We start from the raw sequence: 17,290 nt of genomic DNA, 5'->3' as shown, positions 1-17,290 counted from the left end.
ATTCCCCGGATGCATTGCTTCAGGCTGCACCAAAGGGTATTTTCAGGACAGGTCCAAGGGCGGCCGCCCTTGGATGAAATCCGCCGACTCCGGGGGTGTCCGTGATGGTCCTGCGACCTTTATCTGCGACTGAACGGGCCGAGGCCCTGGGCAAGGCGGCGGCGGCAAGGGCCACCCGGGCAGCGGCCAAGGAAAGCCTTCGAAACGGGGACAGGTCCGCGGCGGACATCATTGGCTCAGCCCTTGAGGACGACGCCCTGGCCCGGATGAAGGTGTCCGAACTCCTCGAAGCCCTTCCCGGCATCGGAAAGGTGCGGGCCGCGGCCATCATGCAGCAGTTGGGCATTGCGGCCTCCCGCCGGGTCCGCGGGCTGGGCGTCCACCAGCGGCGGGCGCTGGTAGATTTTATAGACGAGCATTAGCGCAGGCCGGCCGCCTGCGCTTCCCCACCTCCAGCAAAAGGAATACGTGAGCAAGAAACCCGGACTGACAGTCCTCGCAGGTCCGACGGCTGTTGGCAAAGGCACCGTGTCCACCTACATCCGGGACAACTACCCCGAAGTCTGGCTTTCCGTCTCGGCCACCACCCGCGCCCCCCGGCCCGGGGAAGAGGATGGCGTCCACTACTTCTTCAAGTCCAAGGAAGAATTCGAGCAGCTCATCGCCGACGGTGAACTGCTGGAATGGGCCGTGGTCCACGGCCAGAACACCTACGGCACGTTGAAGAGCACCGTGAACCGGGCTATCGCCGAGGGCCGCTCAGTCCTGCTGGAGATCGACCTGCAGGGCGCCCGGCAGGTCAAGGCGGCAGTTCCGGACGCGCAGTTCGTCTTCCTGGCGCCGCCGACGTGGGACGAGATGGTCCGGCGGCTGGTGGGCCGGGGGACCGAAACCCCCGAGGAACAGCAGCGCCGGCTGGAAACCGCTAAACTGGAACTTGCTGCTGAACCGGAGTTCGACCACACCGTCATCAATGATGACGTCCGCCGGGCAGCGGACGAGCTTGTTTCACTCATGGGGCTGACCCCGCATCCACATCTGCCGGAACCGTCAGCCCGCTAGGAATTTGGAGAAATTCGTGTCTACGAACCTTGAAGGCATCATCAACCCGCCGATCGACGATCTGCTGAAGGTAGCGGATTCCAAGTACGGCCTGGTGATCTTCGGTGCCAAGCGTGCTCGTCAGATCAACGCCTACTACGCCCAGCTGCACGAGGGCCTGTTCGAATATGTCGGCCCCCTGGTCGATACCAAGCTGAACGAGAAGTCGCTCTCGATCGCCCTGCGCGAGATCAACGAAGGCAAGCTGGTTTCCACGCCGATCGAAGCCGCAGAGTAGTCCTGCAGCCGAACTGACTTGCTGTTGACGGAGGTCACGTGCGCATAGTCCTCGGAGTCGGGGGAGGGATTGCCGCCTACAAGGTGGCGTCGCTCCTCCGGCTTTTTACTGAAGCCGGCCATGACGTCTCGGTGATCCCCACCGAGGCGTCCACCCGGTTCGTCGGTACCGCCACCTGGGAGGCTTTGTCCGGGAACCCGGTCAGCAACAGCGTTTTCGATGACGTGCACCTGGTCAACCACGTACGGCTGGGCCACGAGGCCGACCTCGTGGTCGTCGCACCCGCCACGGCCGACCTCCTTGCCAAGGCAGCCACCGGCCAGGCCGGCGACCTCCTGACCAACACGCTGCTTATGGCCCACGGCCCGGTGCTCTTTGCCCCGGCCATGCACACGGAGATGTGGCAACATGCCGCCACGCGCGCCAACGTGGAAACTCTCCGCGGGCGTGGTGCTGCAGTCCTTGAACCCGCCTCCGGCAGGCTGACAGGGGCAGACTCGGGACCGGGCAGGCTCCCGGAACCCCAGGCCATCTTCGACGCCGCCATGGCGCTGGTGCAGGGCCGGTCCGATTACCAGCTTCCGCTGGCGGGACGCACCGTCACCATCAGCGCCGGCGGAACCCGGGAACCCCTGGACCCGGTCAGGTTCCTCGGCAACCGGTCCTCCGGCAAGCAGGGCGTGGCGCTGGCCGTTGCCGCGCGGAATGCCGGGGCCACCGTGCGCTTGCTGGCAGCCCACATGGAGGTCCCGGCGCCGGCAGGGGTTGAGGTGCAACGTGTGGAGACGGCCCTGGAGCTCCGTGAGGCCGCACTGGCTGCAGCAGCCGATTCCGACGTGATCATCATGTCCGCTGCCGTGGCCGATTTCCGGCCCGCAGAAGTCTCGGACACCAAAATCAAGAAGCGGGACGACACCGCCGACCCCGTGATCACCCTGGTCCGCAACCCGGACATCCTGCAGGAACTCGTGGAGCAGCGCAACGCATCCCGTGCCGGAAGCGGCCAGCTCGTGGTCGGTTTCGCCGCCGAAACGGGAGACAGCCAGGGCGACGTCCTGGCCTACGCCGAAGCCAAACTGCAGCGCAAGGGCTGCGACCTGCTGGTGGTCAACCACGTGGGGATGGACAAGGTCTTTGGGCAGGACTCCAACGCCGTGGTCATCCTCTCCCGGGCCGGCTCCGAACCACAGGAGGCGTCCGGGACCAAAACCGAGGTTTCGGAAGCCATCGTCAGGCGCATCAGCTTTGAACTGAACCACGTTTCGCCCCGCGCCTGAAGTGTTTCAGGCCACGTTTGCTTAGCACGGGGACATCTCCCGCCTGGCAACCAACACCAACCAGTAAGGTAGTTGAGTGACTTTACCGCTGCACCTTCCCCAGGCCCACGGGGCCACGCCCGCCGCGCTCCGGCTCTTCACGTCCGAGTCGGTCACCGAGGGCCATCCGGACAAGATCTGCGACCAGATCAGCGACGCCATCCTGGACGCGCTGCTGGCAGCCGACCCCGAGTCGCGCGTGGCCGTGGAAACCATGGCCACCACGGGCCTGGTGCACGTGGCAGGCGAAGTCACCACCGACGCCTACGTCGAGATCCCGCAGATCGTCCGTGAGACCATCCTGGGAATCGGCTACGATTCCTCGGCCAACGGCTTCGACGGCGCCCGGTGCGGCGTCTCCGTCTCCATCGGACAGCAGTCCAACGACATTGCCGGCGGTGTGTTCAACTCACTCGAGGCGCGCGAGGGCCGCCAGGAGGACGATTACGACCTCCAGGGCGCAGGGGACCAGGGCCTGATGTTCGGCTACGCCAGCGACGAGACCCCTTCCTACATGCCGACGCCGATCTGGCTCGCCCACCGGCTGTCCGAACGACTCACCGAGGTCCGCAAGACGGGCCAGCTGGCCTACCTCCGCCCGGACGGCAAGACCCAGGTGACCGTCGGCTACGACAAAGACGTCCCCGTCTCCGTGGAGACAGTAGTGATCTCCAGCCAGCACGCCGACGGCGCAAGCCTCGAGCAGCTCCGCGCGGACCTCGCCGCCATCGTGATCGAACCTGTGCTTGCCGGCGCCAACCTGGACCTCTCGCGCACCGCGAACATCCTCAACCCTGCCGGTGAGTTCGTTATCGGCGGACCGGTTGGGGACGCCGGACTCACCGGCCGCAAAATCATTGTGGACACCTACGGCGGCATGGCCCGCCACGGCGGTGGCGCCTTCTCCGGCAAGGACCCGTCCAAGGTGGACCGCTCTGCTGCCTACGCCATGCGCTGGGTGGCCAAGAACGTGGTGGCCGCAGGACTGGCCAAGCGCGCCGAGATCCAGATCGCGTATGCGATTGGCCAGGCCCGGCCCGTGGGAACGTACGTGGAGACGTTCGGCACCGAGACCGTGGACCCGGCCAGGATCAGCGCCGCCATCGCCGAGATCTTCGACCTGCGCCCGCGCGCCATCATTGACGCCCTTGACCTGAAGCGGCCCATCTACGCAAAGACCGCCGCGCACGGGCACTTCGGCCGCGACGATCCTGACTTCACCTGGGAACGCCTGGACCGGGTTGATGACCTGAAGGCATTCTTCAACGCCTGACAGTCCCCGTGAGGCGTCCGGAAGACCAATGTCAGTGCCCGGTGCTTGGCTGTCCTTGTCCAACCCGGTACCTGAACGGAGGTAACCGCCATGGTTGCTGACAGTTCCGTCCAGCCATCGTTGCTGCAGGGATTTCCGGTTCGGACTCCGTCCGCCGGAGCCATGGCAGCACAGCTGCCGGTGGCGCGGGTCCTCGTGGAGTCCTCCCTCCCGCACCTGGACCGGCCTTTCGACTACGCCGTCCCGGCCTCCCTTGACCGGGAGGCCCGGCCCGGGGTGCGGGTCAAGGTCAAGTTCAACGGCCAGGACCTCAACGGCTTCCTCCTCGAACGGGTGGCGGAGTCCGACGCCGGACATGCCCTGGTGCCCCTGGCCAAGGTCGTTTCACCGGTTCCGGTCCTCACGCCCGCCGTCCGGGACCTGGCCACCGCAGTCGCCGCCCGGTACGCCGGTACTGTCAGCGATGTCCTCCGACTCGCCGTTCCACCCCGCGTCGCCAGGCTGGAGAAGGATTACCCGGGCGCCTACGCGAAAGCGGAAGCCGGAACCACTCCCGCCGCCGGCCCCTCAGCCTGGGCGGACTACCGCACCGGTGCGGCCTTCCTGCGGCACCTGGCCGCCGGTGGAGCGCCGCGCGCGGTGGTCAACCCGCTCCAGGGCTACGGACACGCCGGGTGGCCGCACCTCCTCGCCGAAGCCGCTGCCGCCGCCTACACGTCGGGCCGCGGCGCCCTGCTGGTGGTGCCGGACTACCGCGACCTTGACCGCCTCGAGGCAGCACTCAAGGATGTGCTGCCGGATGACGCCGTGGCACGGCTCACCGCAGACGACGGCCCCACGCCCCGGTACCGCAACTACCTTCGCCTGCTGGCCGGCACCGCCAAAGTGGCCATCGGCACCCGGTCTGCCGCCTTCGCACCGGTACCGGACCTCGGCCTGGTCGCCTGCTGGGACGACGGGGACGACCTCCACATCGAGCAACGCGCACCCTACCCGCACGCCCGGGAAGTTCTGCTCCTGCGGGCGGAACAGGAAGGCGCCGCCTGCCTCCTGGCCGGGCACTCGCGCAGCACGGAGGTCCAGCGGCTGGTGGAGTCCGGGTGGGCCATCCCCGTGAGCACCCCGCGTAACACCCTGCGGGCCACCGTTCCGCGGGTCGTCAGCACCGCCGACACCTTCGAGCAGGCCCGCGACCCGCTCGCAACGGTCGCCCGGCTTCCGCACGCGGCCTGGCAGGCCGCCAAGGAAGGCCTGGAGCGCGGACCTGTCCTGGTGCAGGTGGCCAGGTCCGGCTACGCGCCGTCACTGGTCTGCGAAACGTGCCGCGAGCCGGCACGCTGCGGAACCTGCCAGGGGCCGTTGGCGCTGGCAGGCACGTCGGCGCTTCCCCAGTGCCGCTGGTGTTCGACGCCGGCACCGGACTGGAGCTGCACCCACTGCGGCGGCCGGCGGCTCCGGAAAGGGGCCACCGGGGTCCTGCGTACTGCGGAGGAGCTGGGGAGGGCTTTTCCCGGCAAAACCGTCGTTACCTCCTCCGGTGACCAGGTAAAGGCCAGGGTGGGGGAGGCAAAGGCCCTGGTGGTGGCCACGGTGGGGGCGGAGCCGGTCGCGGCCGGCGGCTATGCAGCGGCCCTGCTCCTGGACGGCGACTCCCTGCTGCGGCGGGAAACCCTCCGCGCCGGCGAGGACACGGTCAGGCGGTGGCTGAACGCCGCGGCACTGGTGCGCCCTGCCCCGGACGGCGGACTGGTGGTGGTGACGGCCACGGACACCGCTGCCACAGGCGCCCTGCTCCGTTGGGATCCTGCCGGCTATGCCCAGCGGGAGCTGGCCCTGAGGGTGGAACTCCAGTTGCCCCCGGCGGTCCGGATCGCATCCGTCACCGGGCCGCGACCCGCCGTCGAACACTTCACGGCCGCCGTGGAGGCCGGGCTCGGCAGCGCCGGAATAACGGTGCGCACCGCAGGCCCGGCGCCGCTGGTGCTGACCGCTCCGCCGTCCGGGAGGCGCTCGGCCGAGGACGTCCGGACCCTGCTGTTCTTCCCGTATGGCCAGGCGGCCGCCGTCGTCCGTGTCCTGCGGGCCACCCGGGCAGCCGCGGCCGCCAAGCGGACCGTGGAGCCGGTACAGTTGCGCCTGGACGGCGTGGACGTCCTGTAACGGGTTGGCAGCACGGTGCTTGTTGCCTCGCCTGCGTCACCGGACTGGAGACGCGCTCAGCGCCGCCTGTTCGCCACCACTTCGTGTGCCGCATCCACCAGTTGCCTCGCCGATTCGTCCCAGCTGAATTCGGCGGCCCGCGCCACGGAACGCCGGGACATGTCCTGCCAATGCCCGTCATCCTGCAACTGCGCCACCGCGTGCGCGAACTGTTCGGGGGAGCCCGGGTCCACGTACAGGGCTGCGTCCGCGCCCACCTCGCGGAAGATCGGGATGTCGCTGGCGATCACCGGCGTCCCCACAGCCATGGCTTCCACCAGGGGGAGCCCGTAGCCCTCGGCCCTGGACAGGCTTACCAGTGCGGTGGCCCGCCGCAGCAGCCCGTCATACTCCTCGTCGGTGACGCCGTTGTGGAACACCACGGCGGCGCCCGCCGGCACCAGGCCTTCGAGTTCCGCGCGCCGTTGTGGACTGATCCGGCTCAGCAGGTGCAGGGTGTAGCCGGGCAGCCCGGACATGCCGGCCACCATGGTTTCCACATTCTTGTAGGGCATGAACGAGCCCATGTAGATGAGCGTCTTGTCCGCGCCGTCACCCGGGGTGCGGTGGACCTGGGCCGGCTGGGGGGCGTTGGCGATGATGCGCACCGGCCGGCGGGTCAGGCGGTACTTGGCGATGAGCGCCTCCGTGGTCCGGCTGATGGTGGCCACCGTGTCGGCCCGGTTCAGCAGCAGCCGCTGGGGCCAGAACGCCTTGTGGTAGAGGCGCCAGAGCAGCCTGACCGGGGCCGGCAGGAATCCCGGGGGAGCGGGGTGCTCGTAGTAGATGAGGTCGTGCAGCGTCAGGATCAGGCCGTACTTCCTGCCCCAGGTGCCCATGGTCTGCATGGGGCACACCACCACATCGGCGCCGAGGCCGTTGACCTTGCGGGCCACGAACAGCTCCAGCGGTGAGAGCGGACTGTTGATCAGCGTGTACGGAACATCCGGCAGGAGGGCGAGCTGGCGGACGTCGGAGACCAGCATGGAGACGTCTGCGATTTTCGCCGTGGCGGCGATCAGGCTGGCCCCGTAGCGGCTGATGCCGTCATGGTGGTCGGTGCGGGTAAAGCGGGCGTCGATAACTATCTTCACGCGGGATGATCCTTCAGGAAGCTGCGGATGTGGCGGGCGGCGGGCTCCGGCGTTTCGTAATGGATCAGGTGTCCGACGCCGGGAATCACCTTCAGCTCCCCGTCCGGCAGCAGTGCCAGGAGGCGCTGCTGGCTGGGAAGCGTGGCTATTTCGTCCCTTTCGCCGGCCACCAGCAGCACGGGGAGCTCCAGCCGGCCGGCCACCTGGGCCACGTGGTTGCTGACCGACGCCGTGAAGGACTCCAGCAGGCTGTCGCGGTCGGCGAAGGAACTGAAGTACGCGTGGTGCTGGCCGTGGATGAATGCCCGCAGTTCCTTGTCGCGTGTCTTGGCCATGGTCTCGCTCATGACGCGCACAATCAGCCGGTTGCGCAACAGGGCCAGCCCCGGTTTGCGGGGGAGCCTTGCCGCCAGCCGGTAGTACAGGACTGCCAGCCGCGTCATCACGCCTTTGGGCCCCTCCAGCGCCGGGGCAGCAATGGGGTTGATGAGGATCAGGGGACGGACTGCGCCGGGGTGGCCGGCCACAAAGTGCGCTGCCACGATCGAACCGAAAGAGTGGCCCAGCAGGACGGTGTCCGGTCCCAGCCCGCGGGCCGCCATGAAGTCGCTGACAAACTGTCCGTAGCGTTCCACCGAATGCTCGTCCTGCCCGAAGGCGTCGGACCTGCCAAAGCCCGGCAGGTCGGGCATGATGATGCGCATGTCCGGCAATTGGTCCGCGACGCGCAGGAGCCCGTGATGGTCGCCCCGGAAACCGTGGATCACCAGGATGGTGCGGGTTTCCGGTGTTTCCTCCAGCGGCTCGTAGGTCCAGAACGCCACGCTGCCGCCGTCGAGGGTTACGGTGCCGGCCGAAGTCCGCGCTGCCAGTGCGGCACTCACGTATGCCGGCGCAGTGGAGGTCCCCGGGTTCACGGTATCCATGCCCGCGCCTAGTTGACGTTGTCCGGATGCGAACCGGTGCGCTGCCCGCGGTCCAACGCAGTAATCGCGGCCAGGTCCCGTTCGGATAGCTCGAACCCGAAGACGTCCAGGTTCTCCCGGATGCGGGCCTCCGAACTTGCCTTGGGGATGGCAATGTTGCCCAGCTGCATGTGCCAGCGCAGGATTACCTGCGCCGGGGTCCTGCCGTGCTCGGCGGCGCAGGCTTCGATGACCGCATCCGCAAGCACCTGGCCGCGGCCCAGCGGGCTCCATGCTTCGGTCCGGATACCCAGGTCAGCGTGCTTGCTGCGCAGTTCTTCCTGCTGCAGCCAGGGGTGCAGTTCGATCTGGTTCACGGCAGGAACCACTTCGGCGCTTTGCAGGAGCCGGTCAAGGTGGGCGGGCTGGAAGTTGCTGACGCCGATGGCGCGGACGCGGCCTTCGCGGTAGAGGGTCTCCAGTGCGCGGTACGTTTCCGGGAACAGCCCGCGCCGCGGGCATGGCCAATGGATCAGGTACATGTCCACGTAGTCCAGTCCCAGGTTGACCATGGAGTCGTCGAAGGCACGCAGCGTGGAGTCGTAGCCGTGATGGTCGTTCCATACCTTGGTGGTGATGAAAACGTCCTCCCGGGTCAGGGAAGGGGACAGCTCCCCGGACCCGCCGCTTCCGGTTCCGTCGCCAAGCTGGGAACTGATGCCGCGCGCGACGCCGGTCTCGTTTCCGTACATGGCCGCGGTGTCGAAGTGGCGGTAGCCTGCCGCGAGCGCCGTGGCCACCAGGCCTTCTGCGTCCGCCGCCGGCACCTTATACAGCCCAAAGCCAAGCTGGTCGATCAGCACGCCGTTGTTCAGGCTGAGCCGGGGTGAGGTTCTCATGGAAACGACTCTACCCACTTCAGCTTGTCAGGCCCTCGTAATCGACCAGCCGGCGGGCGGTGGCTTCGTCCAGGATCAGGTCCGTGGCCAGCCTCGCGGCCAAGGCCCCGCGGAGGCCGTTGATCTTGGAGACACCTGAGACCACGCAGATCCTCCGGCGCACCTGGCGCAACTGGGCAAGTGCCGGCCCGGTGGAGCGTTCGTTCAGGACGATCCCGTTGGAGGAACCGTCGGCCCGGAAGAACACGGTGGCTACGTCGCCCACCACGTCCGAGTTGGCCAGCGCGTTCAGGTCCTCCTCGTCGAGGTATCCGCCCGCGTAGACGTGGCTGGGGTAGTCGGCGTGCACCGAACCGACACCGAAGATGGCAATGCTCATCTTGGCCTGGAGTTCCAGGACGCGCTGCACGCTGCGTTCATTCCACATGGCCGTCTTGGTGGCGGCGTGGTCGAAGAATGCCGGGACGGGAAACTGCTCCACCCGTGCGCCGTAGGCGCTGCCAAACCTTCGCATGATGTCGCTGGCGTAGGTAATGCCCGTGGTGTGCATGTTTCCTGCGCCGTTGAGCTGGACGATAACGCTGTCGTGGGTGATCTTCCGGGTGAGGTGCCGGCTGACCGCGCTGAGGGTGGATCCCCAGGCAACGCCGATGATGGCATTGGAGTCCACCAGGGGACCGATGGTGCGTGCGGCCTGCATGGCCACGCGGTCCAGGGTTTCGGCTTCGTTGAGCGTCCCCAGGACCGGTACAACGTGCACGTCAAGGTTGTACCTGCGCCGGATCATGCCTTCCAACTCCGGGCCGGTATCGAGCGGATTGCGGATCTGGATCTGCACCAGCCCCGATTCCCTGGCGGCGGACAGGAGGCGTGAAACGGTGGACCGGGAGGTACGCAGTTCGCGTGCGATCGCATCCATGGTGAGGTCCTGCAGATAGTACATTTGTGCAGCTCGGAGGGCATCTGCGTCCCTGGAGAGAGTCATCTCATTTCCCATCTGCACGTTTGTGCATAGTGCTTGACTCCATTTTCCATATCTCCAAAGAATAGAGCAGAACGGCGGCACGCCAAGGTGGCAGCCGCATCACTCAAAGCCCCAAGGGAGTTTGTTTTGGGACCCAAGGAACCAACTGTCCAACTGTCTGCCGGCGCGCCCCGGGCCGGAGCCGAACGCTCATCGGTACACAGCCTCCGGCGCAGGCCGCACGCCAAAGTACTCGTGGTGGGCGGCGGCATTAACGGGGTAGGTACGTTCCGCGACCTGGCTTTGCAGGGCGTCGACGTCGCGCTCGTGGAACGCGGAGATTACTGCCAGGGGGCCAGCGGCGCATCCTCGCACATGATCCACGGCGGGATCCGCTACCTCGAAAACGGCGAGTTCCGCCTGGTGCGCGAATCCGTGGTGGAACGCAACCGGCTGCTGAAGATCGCGCCGCATTACGTCAAGCCGCTGCAGACCACCATTCCCATCTTCAGCACGTTCTCGGGCATCCTGTCCGCGCCTATGCGCTTCCTGACCCACAAGCAGCAGGGCAAGCCGAAGGAGCGCGGTGCGTTCCTTATCAAAGTCGGGCTGAGCCTCTACGATTCGTTCTCCCGCGACGGTGGCACCGTGCCGCGGCACCAGTTCCGCACGCACAAGTCCGCCCTCAAGGAGTTGCCTGCCCTCCGTCCGGACGTCAAATACACTGCCACCTACTTTGATGCCTCCGTGCACAACCCGGAGCGGCTCACCCTCGACGTCCTGCAGGACGGCGTGAAGGCCGGCCGCCCCGCGGGGACGGAGCAGGCCCACAACGCACAGGGCAACACGGCGCGTGCCAGCAACTACCTGTCCCTGCAGTCCATGTCTCCGGCACCCAACCCGGGGACCGGGCGGGGCAGCACCGTCCGGCTCCGTGACGAACTCACCGGCGAGGAGTTCGATTTCACGGCGGACGTCATCGTAAACACCACCGGCGCGTGGGTGGACCTCACCAACGGAGCCATGGGTGCCGCGTCATCCTTCATGGGCGGCACCAAGGGCTCGCACATCGTGCTTGACCACCCGGGCCTCCTTGCCGCGTGCCGGGGCCGCGAAATCTTCTTTGAGCACACTGACGGCCGGATCGTCCTGATCTACCCGATGGGTGACCGGGTCCTGGTGGGTACCACCGACGTCGACGCCGACATGTCCGAGGACGCCGTCTGCACCGACGACGAGATTGCGTACTTCTTCGACCTGATCGGGCACGTTTTCCCGTCCGTCGACGTGACTCCTGAACACATCGTGTATACGTTCTCCGGGGTCCGCCCCCTGCCACGCCATGACGCCACCCAGCCCGGCTTCGTCTCCCGCGACTACCGCATCGAACGCCGCACCTCCGGACAGGACGCGGGCTCCGCCGTCGTCCTGAGCCTGGTAGGCGGCAAGTGGACAACGTTCCGCGCCCTCGCAGAGCACCTCGCCAACGACGTCCTCGCCGAACTCGGCATGCAGCGCAAGGTTTCAACCGCGCAGATGCCCATCGGCGGCGGTGCCGGATTCCCCGCTGACGATAACGGCGTCCAGCAGTGGATCAAGGCGCACATGTCGGCCGGCCGGGACGCGGACCGCACGGCGGGCCTGCTGACCCGCTACGGAACGCGGGCCGAAGAAGTGATCGGGTACCTCGACGCCGCCCCTGACCAGGCGCTGCGTTCCACCCGTGAGCTCAGCGTCCGGGAACTGGAATACATGGCGGCACACGAACAAGTGGGCCATCTGGTGGATGTCCTGATCCGGCGCACCTCCCTGGCCTTCCGGGGACTCGTCACCGGCGAGCTGCTCAACGAGCTCGCCGAGGTGCTCTCCGGACCGCTCAATTGGGACGCTGCGACTCGCACCGCAGAGATCAAGCACGCCCAGGACGTGCTGCAGCGTTTCCACCGGGTGGAAACGCACAGCCTGGTCTCCTGAGGCCGGGCGGGGCCGGGGGAGCGAGTTACCCCGGCCCAACGGCCCTCCACCCGCGGAGGGCCGACAACTAAAAACAGAAGGAGTCAAAGATGTCTCTAGGAATAGTTTTCCTCTCCGAAGTCTTTGGTACCGGCATGCTGACCCTCTTGGGTTGCGGCGTCGTTGCCAACGTGGCTTTGCGGGGAACAAAAGGCAACAACGGCGGGTTCCTCATGGTCACATGGGGGTGGGGAATAGCCGTCTTCGCGGGTGTCTTCGTTGCCGCCAAGTCGGGCGCGCACCTGAATCCCGCCGTCACGCTCGGCCTGTTGCTTAACGGCAAAGCCGAGTACGCCCCGGGAGTCACCGTGGATTTCGCCTCCACCCTGACCTACTTTGGCGGCGAAATGCTGGGCGCGTTCCTCGGCGCCGTGGTCTGCTGGCTGGCATACAAGCAGCACTTCGACGACGAACCTGAGCCCGCCGGCAAGCTCGGCGTGTTTTCCACCGGGCCGGCCATCCGGTCCACGCCCTGGAACGTCATTACCGAGGTCATTGGCACCTTCGTGCTGGTGCTGGTCATCCTGACCCTCGGCGGAACCCCCTCCGGGCTCGGCCCGCTCGCCGTTGCCCTGCTCGTGGTAGGCATCGGTGTTTCCCTCGGCGGCCCGACGGGCTACGCCATCAACCCTGCCAGGGACCTTGGACCCCGCATCGCCCACGCATTGCTTCCCATCAAGGGCAAGGGCTCCAGCGACTGGGCCTACTCCTGGGTGCCCGTCGTCGGACCCTTGATCGGCGGCGCACTCGGTGGCCTCGTGGCCCGCGTTGTCCCCATCATCGTCACAGCAGCATCCTGAACCCACACGACAGATCAACAAACCGGACAAGGACGTCATCATGAACCAGTACGTAATCGCTATCGACCAGGGCACCACCAGCACCCGCGCCATCATCTTCGACCACAGCGGCGCCATTGTCTCCTCCGGCCAGATGGAACACGAACAGATCTTCCCGCAAGCCGGCTGGGTGGAGCACGACGCCACGGAAATCTGGAACAACACCCGTGAGGTCATCGGCTCCGCGCTTTCCAAGGCGAACCTGACACGGCACGATATTGCCGCCGTCGGCATCACCAACCAGCGCGAAACCGCCGTGGTGTGGGACAAGACCACCGGCAAGCCGGTCTACAACGCCATCGTGTGGCAGGACACCCGGACCCAGGACATCGTCGATGAACTGTCCAACGACGGCGGCGGAGACCGGTTCAAGCAAAAAGTGGGGCTCCCGCTGGCAACCTACTTCTCCGGGACCAAGATCAAATGGATCCTGGACAACGTCGACGGCGCCCGCGAAAAGGCAGAGGCCGGGGACCTGGTGTTCGGCAACACCGACGCCTGGGTCCTGTGGAACCTGACAGGCGGCGTGGACGGCGGCGTTCACGTCACCGATGTCACCAACGCGTCCCGCACGCTGTTCATGGACCTTGACACCCTCCAGTGGGATGACGAAATCCTTGGCATCTTCGGCGTGCCGCGCAGCATGATGCCGGAAATCAAGTCCTCCTCCGAGGTCTACGGCGAGGTCCACGGATCCCAGCTGCTCCGCGAGACACCGGTAGCAGGGATCCTGGGCGACCAGCAGGCGGCAACCTTCGGGCAGGCAGCCTTCGACACCGGCGAAGCCAAGAACACCTACGGCACCGGCTGCTTCCTGATCTTCAACACCGGCGAGGAGATCGTCCATTCCAAGAACGGGCTTCTGACTACCGTTGGCTATAAGCTCGGCGACGCCAAGCCGCACTACGCCCTTGAAGGATCCATCGCCGTCACGGGTTCCCTCATCCAGTGGCTGCGGGACAACTTGGGCATGATCAGCAGCGCGCCGGAGGTGGAGACCCTGGCCGCGGCCGTAAAGGACAACGGCGGCGTGTACATCGTCCCCGCGTTTTCCGGTCTCTTCGCTCCCTACTGGCGCTCGGATGCCCGTGGCGCGATCGTCGGCCTGACCCGCTTCGTCAACAAGAACCACATCGCCCGTGCGGCCCTGGAAGCCACCGCGTTCCAGACCCGCGAGGTGCTGGACGCCGTCAACGCGGACTCCGGCGTTCCGCTGAGCGAGCTGAAGGTCGACGGCGGCATGGTCGCCAACGATGCCCTCATGCAGTTCCAGGCCGACATCCTGGGCGTTCCGGTGATCCGGCCCAAGGTCGTGGAAACCACGGCGCTGGGCGCCGCCTACGCGGCCGGCCTTGCCGTGGGCTTCTGGAAGGACCTGGGCGAACTGTCCGCCAACTGGTCCGAGGACAAGCGGTGGGAGCCGCAAATGGACAAGGCGGAGCAGGAGCGCCAGCTGCGCCTCTGGAAGAAGGCCGTGACCAAGTCCATGGACTGGGTCGACGAGGACGTGAAGTAGGCCGACGAGCCGATGCCTTCACTGTTGAGGGGGCCCCGCCCGCTTCGCGGACGCCCGAAGCCGCTCCCGGGCCCCCTCAACAGTTCGGCATTTCCGGGCCGGCCGATTCAGCCGCTCGTGGCGACTTACGTAACGCTGGCAAGCCGTGCGCTAAAGTGGTGGTATGCGTGCGATCCTCCTTCTTAGCTAGCCGCCCGGCATCCCGGCCAGACTCCCGGATTGTCGAGCGGCAGCCCCTCCGTGTGAGGGGCTTTTGTGTGTCCGGGACGAAGTGCGGGCCCGGAGCAGGGGACCGAAGGATCAGGCGCGACCCGTCCTGATCGGACAAGATCGAAAAGAATAGAAGAGGCCAGCAGTGGGCGTTCAGCCGGAGACAGAGACCGGAACAGCAACAGTATCGGCAGGGCCCGAAGAGGGCACCTACAGTTTCACCGCCATGGAGGCCAAATGGCCCCAGGTGTGGGAGGACCTCAAGGTCTTCACCCCGGTGGACGACGGGTCCCGGGAACGCCGCTACGTGCTTGACATGTTCCCGTACCCCTCGGGCGACCTGCACATGGGTCACGCCGAAGCGTTCGCCATGGGCGATGTGGTGGCCCGCTACCTCCGCCAAAAGGGCTACGACGTCCTGCACCCGATCGGGTGGGACTCGTTCGGCCTGCCCGCGGAAAACGCAGCCATCAAGCGCAACGCCCACCCCAGTGAGTGGACGTACGCCAACATCGACACCCAGGCAGCCTCATTCAAGCGGTACGCGATCTCCGCCGACTGGTCGCGCCGCCTGCATACGTCCGACCCCGAGTATTACCGCTGGACGCAGTGGCTGTTCAAGCGCTTCTACGAGCGCGGCCTGGCCTACCGCAAGGACTCGCCGGTCAACTGGTGCCCCAAGGACCAGACCGTGCTGGCCAACGAACAGGTGGTCAACGGTGCCTGCGAGCGCTGCGGCACCACCGTCACCAAGAAGTCCCTCAACCAGTGGTACTTCAAGATCACCGACTACGCCGACCGGCTGCTGGACGACATGGACGAGCTCCGCGGGCACTGGCCCGAGCGCGTGCTGGCCATGCAGAAGAACTGGATCGGCCGGTCCGAGGGCGCCCACGTCACCTTCGTGATCGAGGCCGACGGCGGCAAGCCCGCCAAGGACGTCACGGTCTTCACCACCCGTCCGGACACGCTGTACGGGGCAACGTTCTTCGTGGTGGCCGCTGACGCGCCGCTCGCCGTCGAACTCGTCACCGACGAACACGCCGCCGCCCTGGAGGACTACCGGGAGAAGGTCAAGGCCCTTTCGGAAATAGAACGGCAGTCAACGGAACGGGAGAAAACCGGTGTCTTCACCGGCCGGTACGCCATCAACCCGCTGAACGGGGAGAAACTCCCGGTCTGGGCCGCAGACTACGTCCTGGCCGACTACGGCACCGGCGCGATCATGGCCGTGCCCGCCCACGACCAGCGCGACCTGGACTTCGCCAAGACCTTTGACCTGCCTGTCCGGGCGGTCCTGGACACCGGCGAGGAGGATCCGGCCGTGTCCGGCACGGCGACTGCCGGCGAGGGCACCCTGATCAATTCCGGGGCCCTGGACGGGCTGCCCAAGGCCGAGGCCATCCCGGCCGCAATCAAGATCCTCGAAGAGCAGGGCACTGGCGAGAAGTTCGTCAACTTCCGGCTCCGCGACTGGCTGCTGAGCCGCCAGCGGTTCTGGGGCACCCCGATCCCCATCATCCACTGCCCGTCCTGCGGGGAAGTGCCCGTTCCGGACGAGCAGCTGCCGGTGACGCTGCCGTCCGACCTCCGTGGCGAGGACCTGTCGCCGAAGGGCACGTCCCCGCTGGCGGCTGCCGAAGCGTGGGTCAATGTCGAGTGCCCCTCCTGCCACGGCCCGGCAAAGCGCGACACGGACACCATGGACACTTTCGTGGACTCGTCCTGGTACTTCCTGCGCTTCGTCTCCCCCCAGTTCACCGAGGGCCCCTTCGACCCGCAGAAGATCAACGACTGGATGCCTGTTGGCCAGTACGTCGGCGGCGTGGAGCACGCCATCCTGCACCTGTTGTATGCCCGGTTCTTCACCAAGGTCATCCACGATCTGGGCATGATCGACGCCGACGAACCGTTCAGTGCCCTCCTCAACCAGGGGCAGGTGCTCAACGGCGGCAAGGCCATGAGCAAGTCCTTGGGCAACGGTGTGGACCTCGGTGAACAGCTGGACAAGTACGGTGTGGACGCCGTCCGCCTGACCATGGTGTTCGCCTCCCCGCCCGAGGACGATGTGGACTGGGCCGACGTGTCGCCGTCGGGTTCGGCCAAGTTCCTGGCCCGCGCCTGGCGCCTCGCACAGGATGTTGCCAGCGACCCCGGGGTGGACGCCGCAGCCGGTGACCGTGCCCTGCGTTCGGTAACGCACCGCACCATTGCCGACGCCGCCGAACTGCTGGATGCCAACAAGTTCAACGTGGTGGTGGCCAAGCTGATGGAACTGGTCAACGCCACCCGCAAGACCATCGATTCCGGGGCCGGCGCCGCGGACCCGGCCGTCCGGGAGGCCGCAGAGGCTGTAGCCGTGATCCTCAGCCTGTTCGCCCCGTACACGGCCGAGGACATGTGGAACCTGCTGGGCCACCCGGCATCGGTGGCCAATGCGGGCTGGCCGGCACACGATCCCGCCCTCCTGGTCCAGGACACGGTCACCGCCGTTGTCCAGGTGCAGGGCAAGGTGCGCGACCGCCTGGAGGTGTCTCCGGACGTTTCCGAGGACCAGTTGCGTGAGCTGGCCCTGGCCTCCGAAAATGTCCAGCGTGCCCTCGACGGCCGCGGCATCCGGACTGTGATTGTCCGTGCGCCTAAGCTGGTCAACATCGTTCCGGCCTGACCGCTGCACCCGCAGTATCCACCGGCCGTCGGATATTTTCCGGCGGTCGGTGCCG

General features: G+C 66.7%; 14 protein-coding genes. 10 read left to right on the top strand and 4 right to left on the bottom strand.

Annotated elements, in window-relative coordinates:
• Positions 1-104 precede the first annotated feature (104 nt).
• The 6 genes from mihF to C563_RS0107430 all read left to right on the top strand — a co-directional run bounded on the left by mihF (position 105) and on the right by C563_RS0107430 (position 6,088).
• Complete coding sequence (gene mihF, locus C563_RS0107455) at positions 105-422, top strand: integration host factor, actinobacterial type (protein ID WP_026264488.1); 318 nt, start codon at positions 105-107, stop codon at positions 420-422.
• Positions 423-468: 46 nt separating this feature from the next.
• Positions 469-1,062, top strand: coding sequence for a guanylate kinase (gmk, locus tag C563_RS0107450; protein ID WP_018761417.1), 594 nt, complete (start codon positions 469-471; stop codon positions 1,060-1,062).
• Between the two features lie 16 nt (positions 1,063-1,078).
• Complete coding sequence (gene rpoZ, locus C563_RS0107445) at positions 1,079-1,339, top strand: DNA-directed RNA polymerase subunit omega (protein WP_026264487.1); 261 nt, start codon at positions 1,079-1,081, stop codon at positions 1,337-1,339.
• A gap of 38 nt (positions 1,340-1,377) precedes the next feature.
• A complete protein-coding gene (gene coaBC, locus C563_RS0107440; RefSeq protein ID WP_018761415.1) occupies positions 1,378-2,616 on the top strand; it encodes a bifunctional phosphopantothenoylcysteine decarboxylase/phosphopantothenate--cysteine ligase CoaBC in 1,239 nt (412 codons plus the stop codon).
• A 76-nt stretch (positions 2,617-2,692) separates the two neighbouring features.
• On the top strand, positions 2,693-3,928 hold the full coding sequence (metK, locus tag C563_RS0107435; RefSeq protein WP_018761414.1) for a methionine adenosyltransferase: 1,236 nt from the start codon (positions 2,693-2,695) through the stop codon (positions 3,926-3,928).
• Positions 3,929-4,018: 90 nt separating this feature from the next.
• Positions 4,019-6,088 (top strand): primosomal protein N', encoded by a 2,070-nt coding sequence (locus tag C563_RS0107430; protein ID WP_018761413.1) that lies wholly within the window; start codon positions 4,019-4,021, stop codon positions 6,086-6,088.
• Between the two features lie 56 nt (positions 6,089-6,144).
• On the opposite strand, the gene C563_RS0107425 is transcribed toward C563_RS0107430, so the two are convergent.
• From C563_RS0107425 to C563_RS0107410, 4 genes are read right to left on the bottom strand one after another with little or no spacing between them, the layout of a single operon-like run.
• Positions 6,145-7,221, bottom strand: a complete 1,077-nt coding sequence (locus C563_RS0107425; protein WP_018761412.1) for a glycosyltransferase family 4 protein — start codon at positions 7,219-7,221, stop codon at positions 6,145-6,147.
• On the bottom strand, positions 7,218-8,147 hold the full coding sequence (locus C563_RS0107420; RefSeq protein WP_018761411.1) for an alpha/beta fold hydrolase: 930 nt from the start codon (positions 8,145-8,147) through the stop codon (positions 7,218-7,220). Before C563_RS0107420 ends, C563_RS0107425 begins: the two co-directional genes overlap by 4 nt.
• An 8-nt stretch (positions 8,148-8,155) precedes the next feature.
• Positions 8,156-9,025: an aldo/keto reductase gene (locus C563_RS0107415; protein WP_018761410.1), complete on the bottom strand. Its 870-nt coding sequence runs from the start codon at positions 9,023-9,025 to the stop codon at positions 8,156-8,158.
• A 19-nt stretch (positions 9,026-9,044) separates the two neighbouring features.
• Positions 9,045-10,010 (bottom strand): sugar-binding transcriptional regulator, encoded by a 966-nt coding sequence (locus C563_RS0107410; protein ID WP_026264485.1) that lies wholly within the window; start codon positions 10,008-10,010, stop codon positions 9,045-9,047.
• Between the two features lie 126 nt (positions 10,011-10,136).
• Here C563_RS0107410 and C563_RS0107405 point away from each other — a divergent pair, with 126 nt between their 5' ends.
• The 4 genes from C563_RS0107405 (at position 10,137) to leuS (ending at position 17,235) form a co-directional block, all read left to right on the top strand.
• A complete protein-coding gene (locus tag C563_RS0107405; RefSeq protein WP_018761408.1) occupies positions 10,137-11,963 on the top strand; it encodes a glycerol-3-phosphate dehydrogenase/oxidase in 1,827 nt (608 codons plus the stop codon).
• Between the two features lie 89 nt (positions 11,964-12,052).
• Positions 12,053-12,802, top strand: coding sequence for an MIP/aquaporin family protein (locus tag C563_RS0107400; protein ID WP_026264481.1), 750 nt, complete (start codon positions 12,053-12,055; stop codon positions 12,800-12,802).
• Positions 12,803-12,842: 40 nt separating this feature from the next.
• A complete protein-coding gene (glpK, locus tag C563_RS0107395) occupies positions 12,843-14,357 on the top strand; it encodes a glycerol kinase GlpK (protein WP_018761406.1) in 1,515 nt (504 codons plus the stop codon).
• A 355-nt stretch (positions 14,358-14,712) separates the two neighbouring features.
• Positions 14,713-17,235 (top strand): leucine--tRNA ligase, encoded by a 2,523-nt coding sequence (gene leuS / locus C563_RS0107390; protein WP_018761405.1) that lies wholly within the window; start codon positions 14,713-14,715, stop codon positions 17,233-17,235.
• The last annotated feature ends 55 nt before the right edge of the window (positions 17,236-17,290 follow it).

It is taken from the genome of Arthrobacter sp. 135MFCol5.1 (genome assembly GCF_000374865.1).
Taxonomy (GTDB): domain Bacteria; phylum Actinomycetota; class Actinomycetes; order Actinomycetales; family Micrococcaceae; genus Arthrobacter.
Note: the sequence above shows the minus strand (reverse complement) of the source record. Positions and strands in the feature narration are given on the sequence as shown.

Excerpts from the sequence above, each read along its gene's own strand:
- mihF (WP_026264488.1), top strand. The coding sequence starts at position 105 with ATGGTCCTGCGACCTTTATCTGCGACTGAACGGGCCGAGGCCCTGGGC.
- C563_RS0107430 (WP_018761413.1), top strand. The coding sequence starts at position 4,019 with ATGGTTGCTGACAGTTCCGTCCAGCCATCGTTGCTGCAGGGATTTCCG.
- C563_RS0107420 (WP_018761411.1), bottom strand. The coding sequence starts at position 8,147 with ATGGATACCGTGAACCCGGGGACCTCCACTGCGCCGGCATACGTGAGT.
- C563_RS0107415 (WP_018761410.1), bottom strand. The coding sequence starts at position 9,025 with ATGAGAACCTCACCCCGGCTCAGCCTGAACAACGGCGTGCTGATCGAC.
- C563_RS0107410 (WP_026264485.1), bottom strand. The coding sequence starts at position 10,010 with ATGACTCTCTCCAGGGACGCAGATGCCCTCCGAGCTGCACAAATGTAC.
- C563_RS0107400 (WP_026264481.1), top strand. The coding sequence starts at position 12,053 with ATGTCTCTAGGAATAGTTTTCCTCTCCGAAGTCTTTGGTACCGGCATG.
- glpK (WP_018761406.1), top strand. The coding sequence starts at position 12,843 with ATGAACCAGTACGTAATCGCTATCGACCAGGGCACCACCAGCACCCGC.